Source organism: Clostridium sp. AF19-22AC (assembly GCF_003479085.1).
GTDB classification, from domain to species: domain Bacteria; phylum Bacillota; class Clostridia; order Lachnospirales; family Lachnospiraceae; genus Faecalicatena_A; species Faecalicatena_A orotica.
In genome coordinates this window covers 1-15,917 of record NZ_QUGN01000013.1, presented here as the reverse complement: position 1 = coordinate 15,917, position 15,917 = coordinate 1, and the positions used below count along the sequence as shown (strand labels likewise).

14 protein-coding genes and 1 other annotated feature are annotated in these 15,917 nt (G+C 48.1%); of the genes, 11 read left to right on the top strand and 3 right to left on the bottom strand.

Going from position 1 to position 15,917, the window contains the following annotated elements:
* The first annotated feature begins 4 nt into the window (after positions 1-4).
* The 6 genes from DWX43_RS15245 (at position 5) to DWX43_RS15225 (ending at position 6,261) form a co-directional block, all read left to right on the top strand.
* The gene (locus DWX43_RS15245) at positions 5-3,223 is read left to right on the top strand and encodes a UvrD-helicase domain-containing protein (RefSeq protein WP_118620889.1); all 3,219 of its coding nucleotides are present in this window, start codon (positions 5-7) and stop codon (positions 3,221-3,223) included.
* An 85-nt stretch (positions 3,224-3,308) separates the two neighbouring features.
* On the top strand, positions 3,309-4,199 hold the full coding sequence (locus DWX43_RS15240; protein WP_243099326.1) for an N-acetylmuramoyl-L-alanine amidase: 891 nt from the start codon (positions 3,309-3,311) through the stop codon (positions 4,197-4,199).
* A gap of 81 nt (positions 4,200-4,280) precedes the next feature.
* Positions 4,281-4,538, top strand: coding sequence for a TfoX/Sxy family protein (locus tag DWX43_RS15235; RefSeq protein WP_109730100.1), 258 nt, complete (start codon positions 4,281-4,283; stop codon positions 4,536-4,538).
* Positions 4,539-4,732: 194 nt separating this feature from the next.
* The gene (locus DWX43_RS27640) at positions 4,733-4,903 is read left to right on the top strand and encodes a hypothetical protein (RefSeq protein ID WP_330582262.1); all 171 of its coding nucleotides are present in this window, start codon (positions 4,733-4,735) and stop codon (positions 4,901-4,903) included.
* The gene (locus DWX43_RS15230; protein ID WP_330582266.1) at positions 4,900-5,568 is read left to right on the top strand and encodes a hypothetical protein; all 669 of its coding nucleotides are present in this window, start codon (positions 4,900-4,902) and stop codon (positions 5,566-5,568) included. Before DWX43_RS27640 ends, DWX43_RS15230 begins: the two co-directional genes overlap by 4 nt.
* A 12-nt stretch (positions 5,569-5,580) precedes the next feature.
* A complete protein-coding gene (locus DWX43_RS15225) occupies positions 5,581-6,261 on the top strand; it encodes a DUF2461 domain-containing protein (RefSeq protein WP_118620888.1) in 681 nt (226 codons plus the stop codon).
* Positions 6,262-6,358: 97 nt separating this feature from the next.
* On the opposite strand, the gene thrS is transcribed toward DWX43_RS15225, so the two are convergent.
* Positions 6,359-8,320, bottom strand: coding sequence for a threonine--tRNA ligase (gene thrS / locus DWX43_RS15220; protein ID WP_118620887.1), 1,962 nt, complete (start codon positions 8,318-8,320; stop codon positions 6,359-6,361).
* A 53-nt stretch (positions 8,321-8,373) separates the two neighbouring features.
* Positions 8,374-8,569 (bottom strand) — a binding site (T-box leader).
* Between the two features lie 340 nt (positions 8,570-8,909).
* Here thrS and DWX43_RS15215 point away from each other — a divergent pair.
* Positions 8,910-9,098 (top strand): hypothetical protein, encoded by a 189-nt coding sequence (locus DWX43_RS15215; protein ID WP_109730103.1) that lies wholly within the window; start codon positions 8,910-8,912, stop codon positions 9,096-9,098.
* Positions 9,099-9,162: 64 nt separating this feature from the next.
* On the opposite strand, the gene DWX43_RS15210 is transcribed toward DWX43_RS15215, so the two are convergent.
* Positions 9,163-10,551 carry an MATE family efflux transporter gene (locus tag DWX43_RS15210; RefSeq protein WP_330405256.1) on the bottom strand — a complete coding sequence of 463 codons (1,389 nt, stop codon included), beginning with the start codon at positions 10,549-10,551 and terminating at the stop codon, positions 9,163-9,165.
* Positions 10,552-10,708: 157 nt separating this feature from the next.
* On the opposite strand from DWX43_RS15210, the gene DWX43_RS15205 reads away from it, so the two are divergent.
* The 4 genes from DWX43_RS15205 (at position 10,709) to DWX43_RS15190 (ending at position 14,871) form a co-directional block, all read left to right on the top strand.
* Positions 10,709-11,203, top strand: coding sequence for a peptide deformylase (locus DWX43_RS15205; RefSeq protein ID WP_109730104.1), 495 nt, complete (start codon positions 10,709-10,711; stop codon positions 11,201-11,203).
* 30 nt (positions 11,204-11,233) lie between these two features.
* Positions 11,234-11,599, top strand: coding sequence for an MGMT family protein (locus DWX43_RS15200; RefSeq protein WP_118620886.1), 366 nt, complete (start codon positions 11,234-11,236; stop codon positions 11,597-11,599).
* A gap of 79 nt (positions 11,600-11,678) precedes the next feature.
* Positions 11,679-13,514, top strand: coding sequence for a DNA helicase RecQ (gene recQ / locus DWX43_RS15195; protein ID WP_118620885.1), 1,836 nt, complete (start codon positions 11,679-11,681; stop codon positions 13,512-13,514).
* 49 nt (positions 13,515-13,563) lie between these two features.
* Positions 13,564-14,871, top strand: a complete 1,308-nt coding sequence (locus tag DWX43_RS15190) for a putative ABC transporter permease (protein ID WP_118620884.1) — start codon at positions 13,564-13,566, stop codon at positions 14,869-14,871.
* Positions 14,872-14,959: 88 nt separating this feature from the next.
* Here DWX43_RS15190 and DWX43_RS15185 read toward each other — a convergent pair whose 3' ends face one another.
* The gene (locus DWX43_RS15185) at positions 14,960-15,826 is read right to left on the bottom strand and encodes an AraC family transcriptional regulator (RefSeq protein WP_109730108.1); all 867 of its coding nucleotides are present in this window, start codon (positions 15,824-15,826) and stop codon (positions 14,960-14,962) included.
* Positions 15,827-15,917: the final 91 nt, after the last annotated feature.

Sequence of the window (15,917 nt, the reverse complement as noted above, 5' to 3'; positions counted from 1 at the left end):
TAGAATGTACATTGCAGATTTACATATCCATTCCCATTATTCCCGCGCTACGAGCCGGGACTGTAACCTGGAGAATCTGGATCTCTGGGCCAGAAGGAAGGGGATTCATATTGTCGGAAGCGGGGATTTTACACATCCGGCGTGGCGGGAAGAGATGGCGGAAAAACTGGAGCCGGCAGAGGAAGGGCTCTATGTGTTAAAAGAAGAATACCGGATACGGGATGAATCCGTGGCAGATATGATGCTGCCGCGTTTTGTAATTACGGGGGAAATCAGTTCTATTTATAAGAAGCATGACCGGGTGCGGAAGGTCCACAGCCTGCTGCTTCTGCCGGGACTTGAAGCGGCAGAGCTTCTGGCGAAGAAACTGGAGCTGATCGGGAATATTCATTCTGACGGGCGCCCGATACTGGGATTAGACTGTCATGACCTTCTGGAGATTATGCTGGAAATGTGCCCGGAGGCGGTTTATGTTCCGGCACACATATGGACCCCTCATTTTTCACTATTCGGAGCATTTTCGGGTTTTGATTCTGTGGAGGAGTGTTTCGGTGACCTGTCAGGCCATATCCGCGCGATGGAGACAGGCTTATCCTCCGATCCGCCTATGAACTGGCGGGTTTCTGCGCTGGATAACTACCAGCTGATCTCGAATTCTGACGCACATTCTCCGGCCAAACTGGGGCGGGAGGCGAATCTTCTGGATATTGAGCTGTCATTTTCCGGTTTGCGGGATGCCATTCAGGAAGGCCGGGGACTATACGGTACGATTGAGTTTTTCCCGGAGGAGGGAAAATATCATTTTGACGGCCACCGGAAATGTGGTATTTGCCTGAACCCGGCGGAAACGGAGAAATTCGGGGGAATCTGCCCGGTGTGTGGGAGGAAACTGACAATCGGGGTGTCACACAGGGTCGAACAGCTCGCCGACAGGCCAGAAGGATTTGTGCGCGGCGGGGCGAAGCCGTTTGAGAGTCTGGTGCCGCTGCCGGAGGTGATCGGAGCCTCGGTAGGTGCTTCCGCTGCCAGTGCGAAGGTACAGAAGGAATATCAGAAGATGCTGCGCCGTCTGGGACCGGAATTTGAGATTCTGCGACATGTCCCGGTCGAAGATATCCGGAAGGTTTCAGGACATCTGGCGGCAGAGGGAATCCAGAAACTGCGTGATGGCAAGGTGGAACGTTTTCCTGGATTTGATGGGGAATATGGGACGATCAAATTATTTACGCAGGAAGATCTGGACAGTCTGAACGGCCAGATGAATTTTTTCGATACCCTGCATATCAGTACAGAGGCAGAAAAGAAAAAAGGATTGGAAAATACATCGAAACAGAGTGAAGCAAAGGAACAGGAGCAGGCGGCAGCGAATCAGGGAATGGCGATAACGCCGGTTTCTGAATGTGAAAATAACTCCGCAGCGGCGGATCAACTGAATGAAAGGCAGGAGCAGGCAGTGAGCGCCGTCGACAGGACGGTTGCAGTTATTGCGGGACCGGGGACAGGCAAGACGAAGACTCTGATTTCCCATCTGTTATATCTGCTCGAAGTGCGGAAGGTAAAACCATCCGAGATCACGGCTGTAACATTTACCACTCAGGCGGCAGGGGAAATGAGGGAGAGAATTAAGAAACAACTGGGAAGGTCACGAAATATAAATCAGCTCCAGATCGGAACATTCCACTCTCTCTGTCTGCGTTTCCTGAAGGCACAGGGGCTGGAGTTTTCACTGGCGGACGACATGGCTGCGCTGGAAGCGGCCAGAACTGTTACAGAACAGGAAAATCTGGGGCTGACGCCAAAACAGCTCCTAAAGCTGATCTCTTTGGAAAAATCAGAAGCAGGCGCGGAAAGTGAGGAGGCCATAAAACTAGAGGCGGAAGGAAAAGACTGGCACGGGGGCTTTCAGCTGTATCAGCAGATTTTAAGAGAACAGAACATGCTGGACTTTGACGACCTGCTTCTTGAGACACTGCGAATCATGGAAGAGGGGAGTGCCGTCCCCGGCTGGGATAAGGGATTTTCCTATCTCCTTGTCGATGAGTTTCAGGATATCAGCCCCGTGCAGTACCGCCTGATTAGGGCATGGAACAAGGGCGGGAGAGAGTTGTTTGTAATCGGTGATCCCGACCAGTCCATCTATGGTTTCCGCGGTTCTGACGCAGCATGTTTTACAAGGCTTGCCGGGGATTACCTAGATCTCCGGGAGATCCGTCTTGTGGAAAATTACCGCTGTGCCCCGGCCATTGTCGAGGCCGCAGCTGGGCTGATTTCCCATAATCCGGGGGATGCAAGGGAGCTGAAAGCGCACAGTAAAGTACAGAATCCGGTGCGTCTGGTAAGTGCCGCAGGTGAGATGGGAGAGGCCATATTTACGGCAAAGGAAATAAACAGGCTGACAGGCGGAATCGGCATGCTGGATGCGCAGGAAATCGGGGCGGAAAATAAGAAAAACAGGGGATTTGGTGACATTGCCATACTTTACCGCACACACAGGCAGGCCGAACTGCTTGAAAAATGTCTGAGAACGGAAGGAATTCCTTATGTAACTGCCGGGCGTGAAGACTTCTTGATGGAAGACGAAGTAAGAGGGAGTATCGCATTTTTCAAATGTCTGGAAAATCCGGAAGATGAATTTTCGAGGAAGCTTTGCTTAAAACTGCTGTGGAAGCTGGATAAAAATCTGGTGACGGACAGTGTTTTTAATGCTGTGTATGATAAGTTCGCCCCACTTTTTAAGAAGGGTAAACCGCAGAAGTTTCTGGAGACATGGATCAGGGAAATGAAGCTGGAAGAGCATGCAGGGATGAAAAAACTGGCAGGAATGACGATATTTTATAAGACCATGCCCGAGTTTCTTGAAGCGCTCAGCCTTGGTGTGGAAAGTGACCTGAAGCGCTGTGGGGAGAAGAAGTATACGGGTGAAGCCGTAACGCTGATGACACTGCATGGGGCGAAGGGGCTTGAATTCCCTGTCACATTTATTTACGGCGTGCGAAAAGGGCTGATTCCTTTTGAAAAGGATAACAAAACAGATATGGAAGAGGAACGCAGGCTGTTCTATGTCGGCATGACAAGGGCGAAGGAAGAACTGATTCTGACTTCCTCCGGGGAAGAATCCCTGTTTATCAGTGAACTGCCGGATCAGGCGGTGATGCGTGAAAAGGCAGATAAACGAAAAAATGCAGACAGCGGGAAACAGCTGAGTCTCTTTGATTTTATGTAACGGTAAATATAGAAGTCATACGTATGGTACCCATTGGCATATAATAGTAGTATTGCAGTAACGTATTGCAGATGGAGGGTACGGTATGAAAAAGAAGAAAGGATTTCTCCTGCTGGCTGCTGCGGCAGTTATTATGACTATGCTGGCGGGGACAAGCCTGTATGCAAGAGGGCAGTTGGAGCAGAAGGCAGAGGCAGTAAAGACAGAGGCTCACACAGAGTCTCTGCAAGAAGTGGAGCAGAGGGACCCTGCTGATACAGAAAGTGTGAATGCAGGCGAAGCGCAGGAGGTACGGTCACAGAGCGAAGAAAATGACGGGGAGCACCAGGAGAAGATGATCATAGCGCTCGATCCCGGGCATCAGGGGCCGGGAATCGATATGAGTGGTATGGAAGAGGATGCCCCGGGTTCGGGCGTGATGAAGCAGAAAAATAATTCTGGCACAACCGGGCGATATACGGGGCTTCCGGAATATCAGCTGAATCTGGATATTGCGTTAAAAGTAAAAGAGCGCTTAAGCCGGCTTGGTTACGAAGTGGTAATGAGCAGGGAAAATAACGAAACTGCGATGAGTAATCAGGAGAGGGCAAGACAGGCAAACGATTCCGGCGCCGTTTTATGCGTAAGAATTCATGCAAACGGGAGTGAGAGCCCCGAGAGTACAGGGGCACTCTGTCTGGTGGTGTCTGAGGAAAACCCATATGCAGGAAGTCTCTACGGTGAAAGCAGTGAACTTGCACAGGATATTCTGGAAAAATACTGTGAAGCAACAGGATTTGAAAACCGGGGGATCCAGATCAGCGATTCCATGACCGGGATGAACTGGAGCCAGATTCCGGTTGTGATTCTGGAGATGGGGTTTATGACAAATGAGCAGGAGGACAACCAAATGGCCGATCCTTCTTTTCAGGAGAAAATGGCGGACGGTATTACTCAGGGGATTGAGCAGTACTGCTTAAAACGGAAAGTCAGGTAAAATCTTTCTGTCTTCTATGGTGTATTGCTGAAATTAGAGCTATAATGAAAACAGTACATATACAGGAACAGGAGGAGAAAGATGGGAGAATTATCAAAGCTTCCCAATATAGGTGAAGTTGTGGAAGAACAGTTAAATCAGGTTGGTATTACTACATACGAGCAGCTAAAAGAGATCGGGAGCAAACAGGCATGGCTGAAGATTCAGAGCATTGATCCTTCCGCATGCATCCACCGGCTGTATTCGATGGAAGGTGCGATCAGGGGGATTAAGAAGACTCAGCTTCCGGCAGATGTGAAAGCGGACCTGAAAGATTTTTATAACCATTTTAAACTATAATATACGGATCACCCGCCGGGACTAAAAGCTGTCCCTGACGGGTGTTTTTCTTCTGATGGGAAAATTTTCCGGCTTTTTTCCAGACTGGGGAAAAAGTTTTCGAAAAACTGTCACAGATGAAGAAACAGGCTGTCTAATTAATATATCTGGAAAAATTCAGATGAATCAGTATACAGAAGATATGGGAGGTTTATATGGAGATGGCAAAGGAAGATAGGAAAGACGAAAATGCTCTCGCAGCTGCGGCCATTGAGGGCGATGCACAGGCACTGGAAGCACTTATGGAAGGAATCCGGGACCGGGTTTTCAACCTTTCACTCAGGATGCGGAGGACGCGGCGCAGGATATTCTGGTGCGCGTTATGACCAATCTGGCTTCCTTCCGCGGGGACAGTGAATTTGGAACATGGGTCTACCGCATTGCAGTAAATTATCTGCTCAATTATAAGAAATCCATGTTTGCACATCAGCCCCTTGATTTTGAGTTTTATGGGAATGATATCAAGTTTGCGGTATTGGATGAGACCGATGCGGTCATTGAAGAGGAGAGCCGGGAAGAGCTGGCGGAGGAATTGAAAATGTCCTGTACCAATGTGATGCTGCAGTGCCTTGATCCTGAGAGCAGATGCATTTTCATTCTGGGAACCATGTTTAAGATCGACAGCCGCACGGCCGGTCAAATTCTGGATATGACACCGGAGAACTACAGACAGAAGCTTTCAAGGATCAGAAAAAGGGTGGCGGCATTTCTGGCAGAGTACTGCGGACTCGGCGGCGGTATGTGCAGCTGCAGACGCCGGACGGCATATGCGGTGAAGCAGCACCGGATAAACCCGAAAAAACTGGAGTATGTCAGGATGCACCCATTGGATAAGGATGTGCTGTCGGCCTGTAAGGAGGAGATGGAAAAGCTGGACGAGCTTTCACTGGTATTTGAGGAACTGCCTGCATACCAGACACCGGAAACAATCCGCGACAGGATGGAAATGGTTCTTAAGTCCGTCCAGATGAAGAAAATTCAGGAATTTTAGGAGGAACACAATATGGCAGATAATATTCTTACATACCTTAGTAATTTAGAACAGAACAATAACAGAGAGTGGTTTCATGCACATAAGGCAGAATATCAGGACGCGGTGGCTCAGTTTGAAGGGCTTATAGAGGGGCTGATGCTGGAGCTCGGAAAAGATGACAGCCGGATTCTGCAGTTTAAGCCGGGAGAACTGACCTTTAAGATCATGCGTGATACCCGGTTCAGCCACGACAAGTCGCCCTATAACCCTGCGTTTCGCTGTCATATATCACCGGGAGGAAAACTGCCGGTTCCGGTTGGCGATTTTCTTTTCATCAGTCCGGGGGGACGATCTTTTCTGGGAGGCGGGCTGTTTGCGGATATGTTTAAAGATGCAACAAAGATGGTGCGCGATTATATCAGCACACATACAGAAGAATTCACAGATATACTGGAGGAGCCACAGTTTAAGGAATCCTTCAAAGTGGAAGGGAGTTCCCTGAAAAATGTTCCCAAAGGCTATGATCCCGGGAATCCTATGGCCGATTATCTGAAATTTAAAAGCTGGTATATTGAAGACCATTTTGAAGATGCGCTGCTGGATGATACAGATGCATTTATCGAATATGCCGTGAAAAGATTCCGCATGCTGAGGCCGTTCAACCAGTATTTGAATGAAGCACTGAAGGGCTTCCAGATGCCTGTGAGATAGAAAATCATACGTGAGATACAGGGATGTGACATGAGTCTGCCGGTCCGAAGCCGTATATATGGGGATTCGGACCGGCAGTGTTTATTTTTTATGAATCTTATTTTTGTTCCTGAACTTCTATTTTACGAATCTCTTTTGTCCTGATTTCTTTACAGATGGCGTCGATGAATTCCTGCAAATCTTTTGCACCTTCGTCTCCTAAGAAACGGCTTCTTACAGAAACGGTGCCATCATTTTCTTCCTTTTCTCCTACAATGAGCATATATGGTATTTTAGCAAGCCTTGCTTCGCGGATTTTGTAGCCAATTTTTTCGGAACGCCCGTCGACAGTGCTCAGGACGCCATTTGCTTTCAGTTCTTTTTCTACGTTGGCCGCGTAATCCAGATACTTGTCGGAAACAGGGAGGATGCGGACCTGTTCCGGGCAGAGCCATGTCGGGAACATGCCTGCATATTTTTCGATCAGCCATGCCAGAGTTCTTTCGTAGCAGCCGATGGAAGTTCTGTGTATGATATAAGGACGGACCTTGTCGCCGTTCTGGTCGATATAATACATGTCAAACTGCTCCGCAAGCAGTGCATCCCACTGTATTGTGATCATGGTATCTTCTTTGCCATATACATTTTTCGCATTGATATCGACTTTCGGGCCGTAGAATGCAGCTTCCCCGACATCTTCCACAAACGGGACATCCAGTTCGATTAAGATTTGGCGGATGTGTTCCTCAGTCTGGTTCCATACTTCAGCATCACCGATGTATTTTCCGGTGTTTTCTGGATCCCATTTTGAAAGGTGGTAAGTTACGTCATCCTGAAGTCCGAGCGTTGTCAGACATTGTTTCGCCAGCGCAAGGCAGCCCTTGAATTCTTCCACCATCTGGTCCGGGCGGACAATCAGGTGCCCTTCGGAGATCGTAAACTGGCGGACACGGGTCAGTCCGTGCATTTCTCCGGAGTCTTCATTTCTGAACAGAGTTGAAGTCTCACTGTAACGCAGCGGCAGGTCGCGGTAAGATTTCTGGCTCGCTTTATATACATAATACTGGAACGGGCAGGTCATCGGACGCAGTGCGAAAACTTCTTTGTCTTTTTCTTCATCACCGAGCACGAACATGCCGTCCTTGTAATGATCCCAGTGGCCGGAAATCTTGTACAGGTCACTTTTCGCCATCAGCGGGGTTTTCGTGCGGATATAGCCCCAGTTGTTATCCTCTTCGTCTTCGATCCATCTCTGGAGAGTCTGGATGATTTTGGCGCCCTTAGGCATCAGAAGGGGGAGTCCCTGTCCGATTACGTCGACAGTTGTGAATAATTCCATCTCCCGGCCCAGTTTATTGTGGTCACGTTTTCTGACTTCTTCCAGATAAACAAGATAATCATTCAGTTCATCCTTTGTAGCAAAGGCGCTGCCATAGATTCTCTGGAGCATCGCGTTATTGGAATCACCCCTCCAGTATGCACCGGAGGAAGAAGTCAGTTTAAATGCCTTTATGCCCTTCGTACTCATCAGATGAGGACCCGCACACAGATCCACAAAATCCCCCTGCCTGTAGAACGAAATCACAGCATCTTCCGGAAGGTCGCGGATCAGCTCCACTTTGTAAGGTTCCCCCTTCTCCTCCATAAAGGCAATGGCTTCATCACGGGGAAGTGTAAAACGTTCCAACTTCGCCCCCTTCTTGATGATCTTTTTCATCTCCTTTTCGATCTTATCCAGATCTTCCCTTGAAAACGGTGCGGAATCAAAATCATAATAATACCCCGTATCAATCGCCGGCCCGATCGCCAGCTTTGCATCCGGGAACAGATTCTTCACAGCCTCCGCCAGCACATGGGAGCAAGTATGGCGGACAACCCGAAGCCCGGCTTCATCTCTGGCTGTAAGAATGTTTAAAGTACAGTCACAGTCAATCACTGTCCTCATATCCACAACTTCCCCATTCACTTCCCCGGCACAGGCCGCCCTTGCCAGCCCCTCACTGATGTCAAACGCAACATCTATCACCGATTTACTCTCTTCATATTCCTTTACAGAACCATCTTTTAATGTAATCTTCATTCTATTTTTCTCCTTTCAACATAAAAAAGTCCCTGAACAATTTCTTCCGATTGTTCAGGGACGATAGACTTTCATACCGCGGTTCCACCCTTTTTGCAAGTGCCACTCAATTAGACGGTAACGGTGTCGGCCGGGCCTGATTAGGGCCGCTCCAGGGTGGTCTTCAGATAAAGTCCCATGAGATGCTCACACCAAATACATCCCTCTCTGAATGATCGATTATCCTACTCTTCCTGTCATAGCTTTGCGTATATGATTCAACTTGGTTTTTAGTATATCATGAATCAAATGAATGTCAAGGGTGAAGTGTATAAACCCTCCCGGCGGGATGCACACTGCGGCGTAAGTGGTAGATGTCGCGATGCGACCGCCGCAGGCGCGAGTTTCGCAAGCGAAACTTTTTATATTTATTGTGACTTAATCACGGAACTTCTTCTTCTGGTTGGGTATGATAAAAACATATTAAAGCGAAGGAGGATTTTATATGAATGTTATATTGGATGATAAACTAAAAGAGTACATGGATGAGAAGGACCTAAAAGACATTGTCCTGTATGCTGAGATGTGCAATACTTGAGGCGGATCCTATATGGAGATATTGGCAAGGTTTGCCAATGAAGGTGAAAAGCTTGAGGAAAAGGGCTATAAGCGTGTTTCAAGTGAAAAGGGAGATGTGTATCTGCCGGAGAGCGGGCTAAACTATTCTAACACGATTACTCTTGGAATGGCAAAGTTCCTCTGGATGCCGAGAATTACGGTCGGCGGGGTGAGTGCGTAAAATGGTGAAAAAAGGAGAGGAGCCTGATGAATCAGATAAAGTTCTGATTTGTCAGGCTCCTTTTCTATTCTGACTCCTCTGGTTCCAGAACGGCATATTCCTGTTCTTCCCTGCGCATCTGTGTCATAACGATCCTGCAGAGTACGGTCGTGATTACGACGGTGCAAAGATCTGCCACAGCCTGTGCCATCTGGATTCCGAGAAGTCCGAACAGCCGGGGCAGGACCAGCAGTGCAGGAATAAAGAAAAGACCCTGTCTGGCGGAGGCAAGTATGGAAGCGTATACAGTCTTGCCCATCGTCTGCATCATCATATTATTCATAATAATCCACCCGTTCAGTGTAAAGGTCAGACATTGAAACTGAAGGGCCGTAGTCCCGATTCGGATGACATCCGCATCATTCCGGAAGATCCCGATCAGATGCCCGGACAGAAGCATACCTCCTATAGAGAGGAAAAAGAGCACAACAGTGGAAACTTTCATGCAGAACCAGAAAGCCTCCCTCACCCGCCCGAACTTTTTGGCACCATAGTTAAACCCGCAGACGGGCTGGAACCCCTGGCCGAAACCAATCAGCGCAGAACCCGCAAACATCATGATCCTGCTTACAATGGACATGGCTGCGATTGCGGCGTCTCCATAGGGATTTGCGGCAATGTTCAGCGTCATGGTAGCGACACTGCCCAGCCCCTGTCTGAAAAGGGACGGCAGGCCGCCGCCCATGATTTCCTGAAGCCGGTCTTTGTGGAGCCGGATATTACGGAAACGGATCGGGATACATTTGGAAATCCGGATTCCGGCCAGAAGCATGAGGAAACTCACAAACTGGCTCAGTATCGTGGCCAGTGCCGCTCCGGCAATTCCCATGTGGAACACGAAAATAAAGAGCGGGTCCAGTGCGATATTCAGAACGGCCCCGGTCGTGATGCCGATCATGGAATAAAAGGCGTTTCCCTGAAAACGGATCTGGTTATTGAGTACAAGCTGGGCGGTCATGTAGGGCGCGCCGATTAAAATAATCCCGAGATACTGCTCGGTATAAGGAAGAATCGTGTCAGTCGAGCCGAGCAGGATACACAGTGGTTTTAAAAAGACCAGTCCCAGCCCCATCACGACGATGCCGAGGAAAAGAGCAAGGAAAAAACCAGTCGCTGCAAGTTGTTCGGCGGCGCCTGAATCCTTGGACCCCAGTCTGCGGGAAATCGAATTCCCTGACCCGTGGCCGCAAAAAAAGCCCAGCGCCTGTATGACGGCCATGATGGGAAATGCAACCCCCACCGCAGCCGTAGCACTGGTGCCTACCCTGCCGACAAAGAAGGTATCGGCCATATTGTAAAATGAGGTAATCAGCATGCTGATGATCGTAGGGACAGCCAGACGCCCGATCAGACCGGGGATCGGAGCCTCCGTCATCATTTGAAATTTTTCATCCTGAGACATTGAACCATGCAATGAAATCGCTTCCTTTTTATATTAGATTTGATACCATTATATCAAATATCTGCCAGAATAGCTATTCAAACACTGCCCTTGCAGTTTAAAGAGGCCTGTTATATACTAAAAATTAAGGGTAAATTGATTGCGTACATTTGCAGAGAGGTTACAGATTATGATAAAAGAGATCCTATTACTGGGAAACGAGAGACTTTATAAACCAAGCACGGAGGTTCATGAAAATGAACTCCAGAGCCTGAAGCAGACGATCGTGGATTTACACGATACCCTCATGGACTTCCGGGAGAAATACCATGCGGGACGTGCAGTTGCCGCACCGCAGATCGGTGTACATAAAAGAGTGATCTACATGTTTCTTGAGAAACCGACAGTTTTTATCAATCCGGTCCTGTCATTTCCCGATGAGGAAAAGATGGATGTCTTGGACGACTGCATGTCATTTCCCGGACTGCTCGTTAAGGTAGAGCGTTACAGGAGATGCATCATCCGATATAAGGACGAAGAGTGGAAGGACTGTGAGATGAAGCTGGAAGGTGATCTGGCAGAACTCCTGCAGCACGAGTATGATCATCTGGACGGCATTCTGGCCGTGATGAGGGCAAAGGACCAGAAGTCATTATTTTTAAAAGAAGCCATGAACCAGAAGTAGATTAATAAGAAAACGAAGCGGAGAGTTTTTATGGATTTTTATAAAAGAGTTGCCCTTGTATGCAGGGAGATTCCGTCAGGAAAAGCAGCGACCTATGGCCAGATTGCACTACTGTGCGGAAAGCCGAAACATGCGAGACAGGTCGGTTATGCACTGGGACACGGACGTGCGGGTGAAGATGTACCGGCCTACCGTGTGGTGAATGCGAAGGGGATCTTAAGCGGTGCGGCTGCTTTTGCCACACCGGATCTGCAGAAGCAGATGCTGGAAAAGGAAGGGGTGCACGCAGAGTGGACAGAAGAGGGATGGCGGGTCGACCTGAAACGGGACGGCTGGAAGAACACTCTGGATGATGCACTGCGCCTTCGCGGGAAATTTGAAAAGCAAAACATATGAAGCTCAGGATATTTCCGGAAAGGCATACGGGGATTCTGATGAAGATCCATATATCGTATAAAAAGAAAGTAGAGCAGATATGACAAAAGAAGAGATACTAAAAAAATATTTCGGCTATGATACTTTTCGGGAAGGGCAGGAGACTTTAATCGACAGCATTCTGGAAGGAAAAGATACATTCGGGATTATACAGACATCCGGCGGCAAGTCCCTTTGCTATCAGATTCCCGCACTGATATTCCCGGGGATTACGCTGGTGATTTCGCCTCTGATTTCCCTGATGAGGGATCAGGTGGCGGCTTTAAATGAGGCGGGGGTGCATGCTGCATTTCTGAACAGCTCACTGACCCAGAACCAGTATTATAAAGCACTGGATAATATGACAAGAGGACAGTACAAGATTGTGTATGTGGCGCCGGAGCGGCTGCTTACAGATTCTTTCCTGCAGGCGGTCCGGCAGGTGGAAATCTCTATGCTCAGTGTTGATGAAGCACACTGTATTTCACAGTGGGGGCAGGACTTCAGGCCGAGTTACCTGAAAATCATTGATTTCATAGAACGGCTCCCTGACAGGCCGGTCATAAGCGCATTCACTGCAACTGCAACGAAATTAGTCAGGGATGATGTGATTTCACTCTTAAAACTTTCGAATCCCACCGTTCTGATAACCGGATTTGACCGGAAAAATCTCAAGTTTTCTGTGATGCATCCAAGAGACCGTTATCAGGTTACGCTGGATTATGTGAAGGACCACATAGATGAGTGTGGAATTATCTACTGCCTGACGAGAAAGCTTGTGGAAGAAGTGGCGGAGAAGCTGCAAAGCGAAGGTATCAGTGTGACGAGATACCATGCCGGGCTGGGGGATGCGCAGAGGCGGCATAATCAGGATGAATTTATCTACGACCAGAAGCAGGTCATGGTTGCGACGAATGCGTTTGGAATGGGAATTGACAAATCCAACGTCCGCTATGTCATCCACTATAATATGCCAAAGAATATAGAAAGCTATTATCAGGAAGCCGGGAGGGCGGGGCGTGACGGCCTCCCTTCCGAGTGTATCCTGCTCTATGGCGGGCAGGATGTTGTAACAAACCAGTTCTTTATCGACAGGCAGCAGGAGTCGGCCGATGAGATGGACGCAGGCATGCTGGAGGCTGTCAAAGAAAGAGAGCGGGAACGCCTGCGCAAGATGACTTTTTACTGTTTTACAAATGAATGCCTCAGGGAGTATATTTTAAATTATTTTGGTGAAAAGGCTCCCAATTACTGCGGAAACTGTTCTAACTGCCTGACGCAGTTTGAAGATGTAAACATCCGTGACATAGCAAAAAATATCATCGGCTGTGTGAAAACAAGTCATCAGAGATACGGTATCGTCATGATTATTGATACGGTACATGGCAGCAGCAATGCCAAAATCCAAAGGTGCCGCATGGATGAAAATCCTTACTATGGCATATTGAAAGAGGTTCCGGTGCACCGGCTCCGCCAGATTATCAATTACCTTACATTAAAAGAATATCTCATACTGACCAATGACGAATATCCGATTCTGAGACTTTCTGACCAGTCAGAAGAGATACTCGTACAGGAGGAACCTCTCATCATGAAAGTGGCGAAGGAGAGGGAGGAAAGCAAGGCTAAGAAAGAAAAGAAAGCGAAAAAGAAAAAACTGTCCGGAGCGGATTTGACAGAAGCGGACGAGGGGCTTTTCGAGAAGCTGCGTGCCCTGCGCATGGAGATTGCCAAGGCAGAAAAAGTGCCGCCTTATATTGTATTTTCAGATAAGACCCTGATACATATGTGTGCGGTGAAGCCACAGTCGAAAGACGAGATGCTTGAAGTATCAGGTGTGGGAGAGGCAAAATACCAGAAGTATGGTGAGAAGTTTCTTGAGGCCCTCAAGGCATAAATGAAAGGTGTACCGGTGACGCCAATTACTACAAAAGACAGGAGAGAATATGATATATACAGGATATGAGCTGCTCTGGATCTACCTCATTTATTCCTTCATCGGGTGGTGCGGTGAGGTGGCTGTGGCAGCAGTAACAAGACATAAGTTTATTAACCGGGGATTCGTAAACGGACCGCTCTGTCCGATCTATGGAGCGGGAGCCGTGGCATTTGCGGTATTTCTGCCGGAGCTTGAGCACCACATCTTCTTTCTGTTCTTAGGCGGGCTGATTCTGGCCTCATTCATAGAATACATGACTGGGCGGCTCATGGAGAAGATTTTCCATAAAAAATGGTGGGACTATTCAAATGAAAGGTTCCATATAGAGGGATATGTATGTCTGAAAACCTCTGTTATATGGGGACTCTGTGCAGTAGTGTCTATCAAATTCCTGAACCCTCTGCTGTACAGCCTGATTTCACTGATCCCGGAATTAGCCGGGATGATCCTTGTCTGGGCTGCGGCTGTCCTGCTGGGAATCGATACGGCCGGGTCGTCCATTGCGATTCTGGGGTTAAAGAAAAATAAACGGATCAGCCAGATCACGGCTGAACTGCATAAGACATCGAAGCTGTTGGAGAATGCGCTTACACTGCGGATACAGAACCGTATGCTGAAGGCATTTCCGGAGATTGAACCGGCGGCTGCCGAAGAGAAGGAAAAGGTAAAACCGGAGAGATTCGCCGAAGGCTGCAGCTTCTACAAACTCGTTTCGCTGTTCTTTATCGGTGCATTTCTGGGAGATATTGTAGAAACAATTTTCTGCCTTGCCACATCGGGGGAACTGATGAGCAGGAGCAGTGTCGTCTACGGGCCTTTCAGCATTGTATGGGGGCTGGCCTGCGGACTTCTCACGGCTATTCTTTATAAATACAGGGATAAGAGCGACCGTTATATTTTCATATTCGGAACAGTGCTTGGCGGGGCTTATGAATACATATGCAGCGTCTTCACGGAACTGGTCTTCGGGACAGTGTTCTGGGACTACAGCGACTTTGCATTTAACCTTGGGGGCAGGATTAACCTCCTTTACTGTTTCTTCTGGGGAATTGCGGCAGTGATCTGGATGAAAGCCGTTTATCCGGTTTTAAGCGGATGGATAGAAAAGCTCCCGATGCGGGCAGGAAAGATTCTCTGCAATCTCATGATTGTATTCATGATCATCAATATACTAATGTCCGGACTTGCATTAGGCAGGTATTCAGAGAGGCAGACAGGGAAGGTACAGCACACGGCAGTGGGGCAGTTCTTTGATGAGCATTTTCCAGATGAGCGGATGGAGAGGATTTATCCGAATGCCAAAGTTACGAAGTAGAATCGCTTATCAGGCAGCTTAAAATAAATAGATCTTGATTACAACAGCCATCTGGTTTTCTTACGAGGAAACCGGATGGCTGCTTTTTTCAAGGGCTGCTAAAGTTATCGTCACCGCCGAACTGCATGAATTCTTTCCTGTATTCCGAAGGGGTCACCCCCATGTACTGGGTAAACAGCTTGGTAAAATAAGGGGAATGCTGAAACCCCACTGCATACCCGATATCGGTTATGCTTAAGGAGCTTTTCCGGAGCAGGACACATGCCTTGTCGAGCCGGTAGTGCTGCAGATACTGGCTGGGACTCATATCCATATACTTCTGGAAGAGCTTAAAGACATAGGTCCGGTCGATATTAGCGGCAGCAGCGATATCAGAGACTGTGATATTATTAAAATAGTTTTTATGTATGTAATTCAGTACCGAATGAAAATACAATTCTCCGGGTGAAAGATGGTCCAGCCGGGCATTGCGTACATTATTGCTGAGGTAATCCAGCAGGTAGTATGCGCTTCCGAGTGCCATTAGCTCATGGTCCTTCTGGAAGTGATCATAGACTTTTTCAAATAGAGATTCCAGCTGCGGATCCACTTTATGATGGATGACATAGTGTTCCGGTGACAGGCCGCATCTTGCAAGCACCTTTTTCACATTTGTGCCGCGCAGGCCGATCCAGCGGTAGCTCCACGGATTTTTGGCATCAGGGTAATATTTATTTCTTGTATGTGGAGGGATCATAAAGATATCTCCCGGGTGAATATGGTTTTGTTTGTCTAATATCTGAAAGAATCCTTCGCCTGAGATGCAGTAATGTATGACCCAGTAGTCGATCGGGATGAATTCATAAGGTTTAGTCGGACGGCATTCCTCATAGCCGCATTCGCAAAGGTGGAATTCGTTGCCGATCGGATCGTCGTTAACCAGTACACTGGCATCGTCTTTAAATATTTTTCCCATGAAATGCCCTCCTGTATTTACGGTCTGCGGCTGAAGAACGCAGATTGTACTATTTGTTAGGGCAAAGCCCTGTTTGCCATTGTGGAGTTTT

Coding starts and splice junctions, on each gene's coding strand:
- DWX43_RS15245 (WP_118620889.1), top strand. CDS start 5: ATGTACATTGCAGATTTACATATCCATTCCCATTATTCCCGCGCTACG.
- DWX43_RS15240 (WP_243099326.1), top strand. CDS start 3,309: ATGAAAAAGAAGAAAGGATTTCTCCTGCTGGCTGCTGCGGCAGTTATT.
- DWX43_RS15235 (WP_109730100.1), top strand. CDS start 4,281: ATGGGAGAATTATCAAAGCTTCCCAATATAGGTGAAGTTGTGGAAGAA.
- DWX43_RS27640 (WP_330582262.1), top strand. CDS start 4,733: ATGGAGATGGCAAAGGAAGATAGGAAAGACGAAAATGCTCTCGCAGCT.
- DWX43_RS15230 (WP_330582266.1), top strand. CDS start 4,900: ATGACCAATCTGGCTTCCTTCCGCGGGGACAGTGAATTTGGAACATGG.
- DWX43_RS15225 (WP_118620888.1), top strand. CDS start 5,581: ATGGCAGATAATATTCTTACATACCTTAGTAATTTAGAACAGAACAAT.
- thrS (WP_118620887.1), bottom strand. CDS start 8,320: ATGAAGATTACATTAAAAGATGGTTCTGTAAAGGAATATGAAGAGAGT.
- DWX43_RS15215 (WP_109730103.1), top strand. CDS start 8,910: ATGGAGATATTGGCAAGGTTTGCCAATGAAGGTGAAAAGCTTGAGGAA.
- DWX43_RS15205 (WP_109730104.1), top strand. CDS start 10,709: ATGATAAAAGAGATCCTATTACTGGGAAACGAGAGACTTTATAAACCA.
- DWX43_RS15200 (WP_118620886.1), top strand. CDS start 11,234: ATGGATTTTTATAAAAGAGTTGCCCTTGTATGCAGGGAGATTCCGTCA.
- recQ (WP_118620885.1), top strand. CDS start 11,679: ATGACAAAAGAAGAGATACTAAAAAAATATTTCGGCTATGATACTTTT.
- DWX43_RS15190 (WP_118620884.1), top strand. CDS start 13,564: ATGATATATACAGGATATGAGCTGCTCTGGATCTACCTCATTTATTCC.
- DWX43_RS15185 (WP_109730108.1), bottom strand. CDS start 15,826: ATGGGAAAAATATTTAAAGACGATGCCAGTGTACTGGTTAACGACGAT.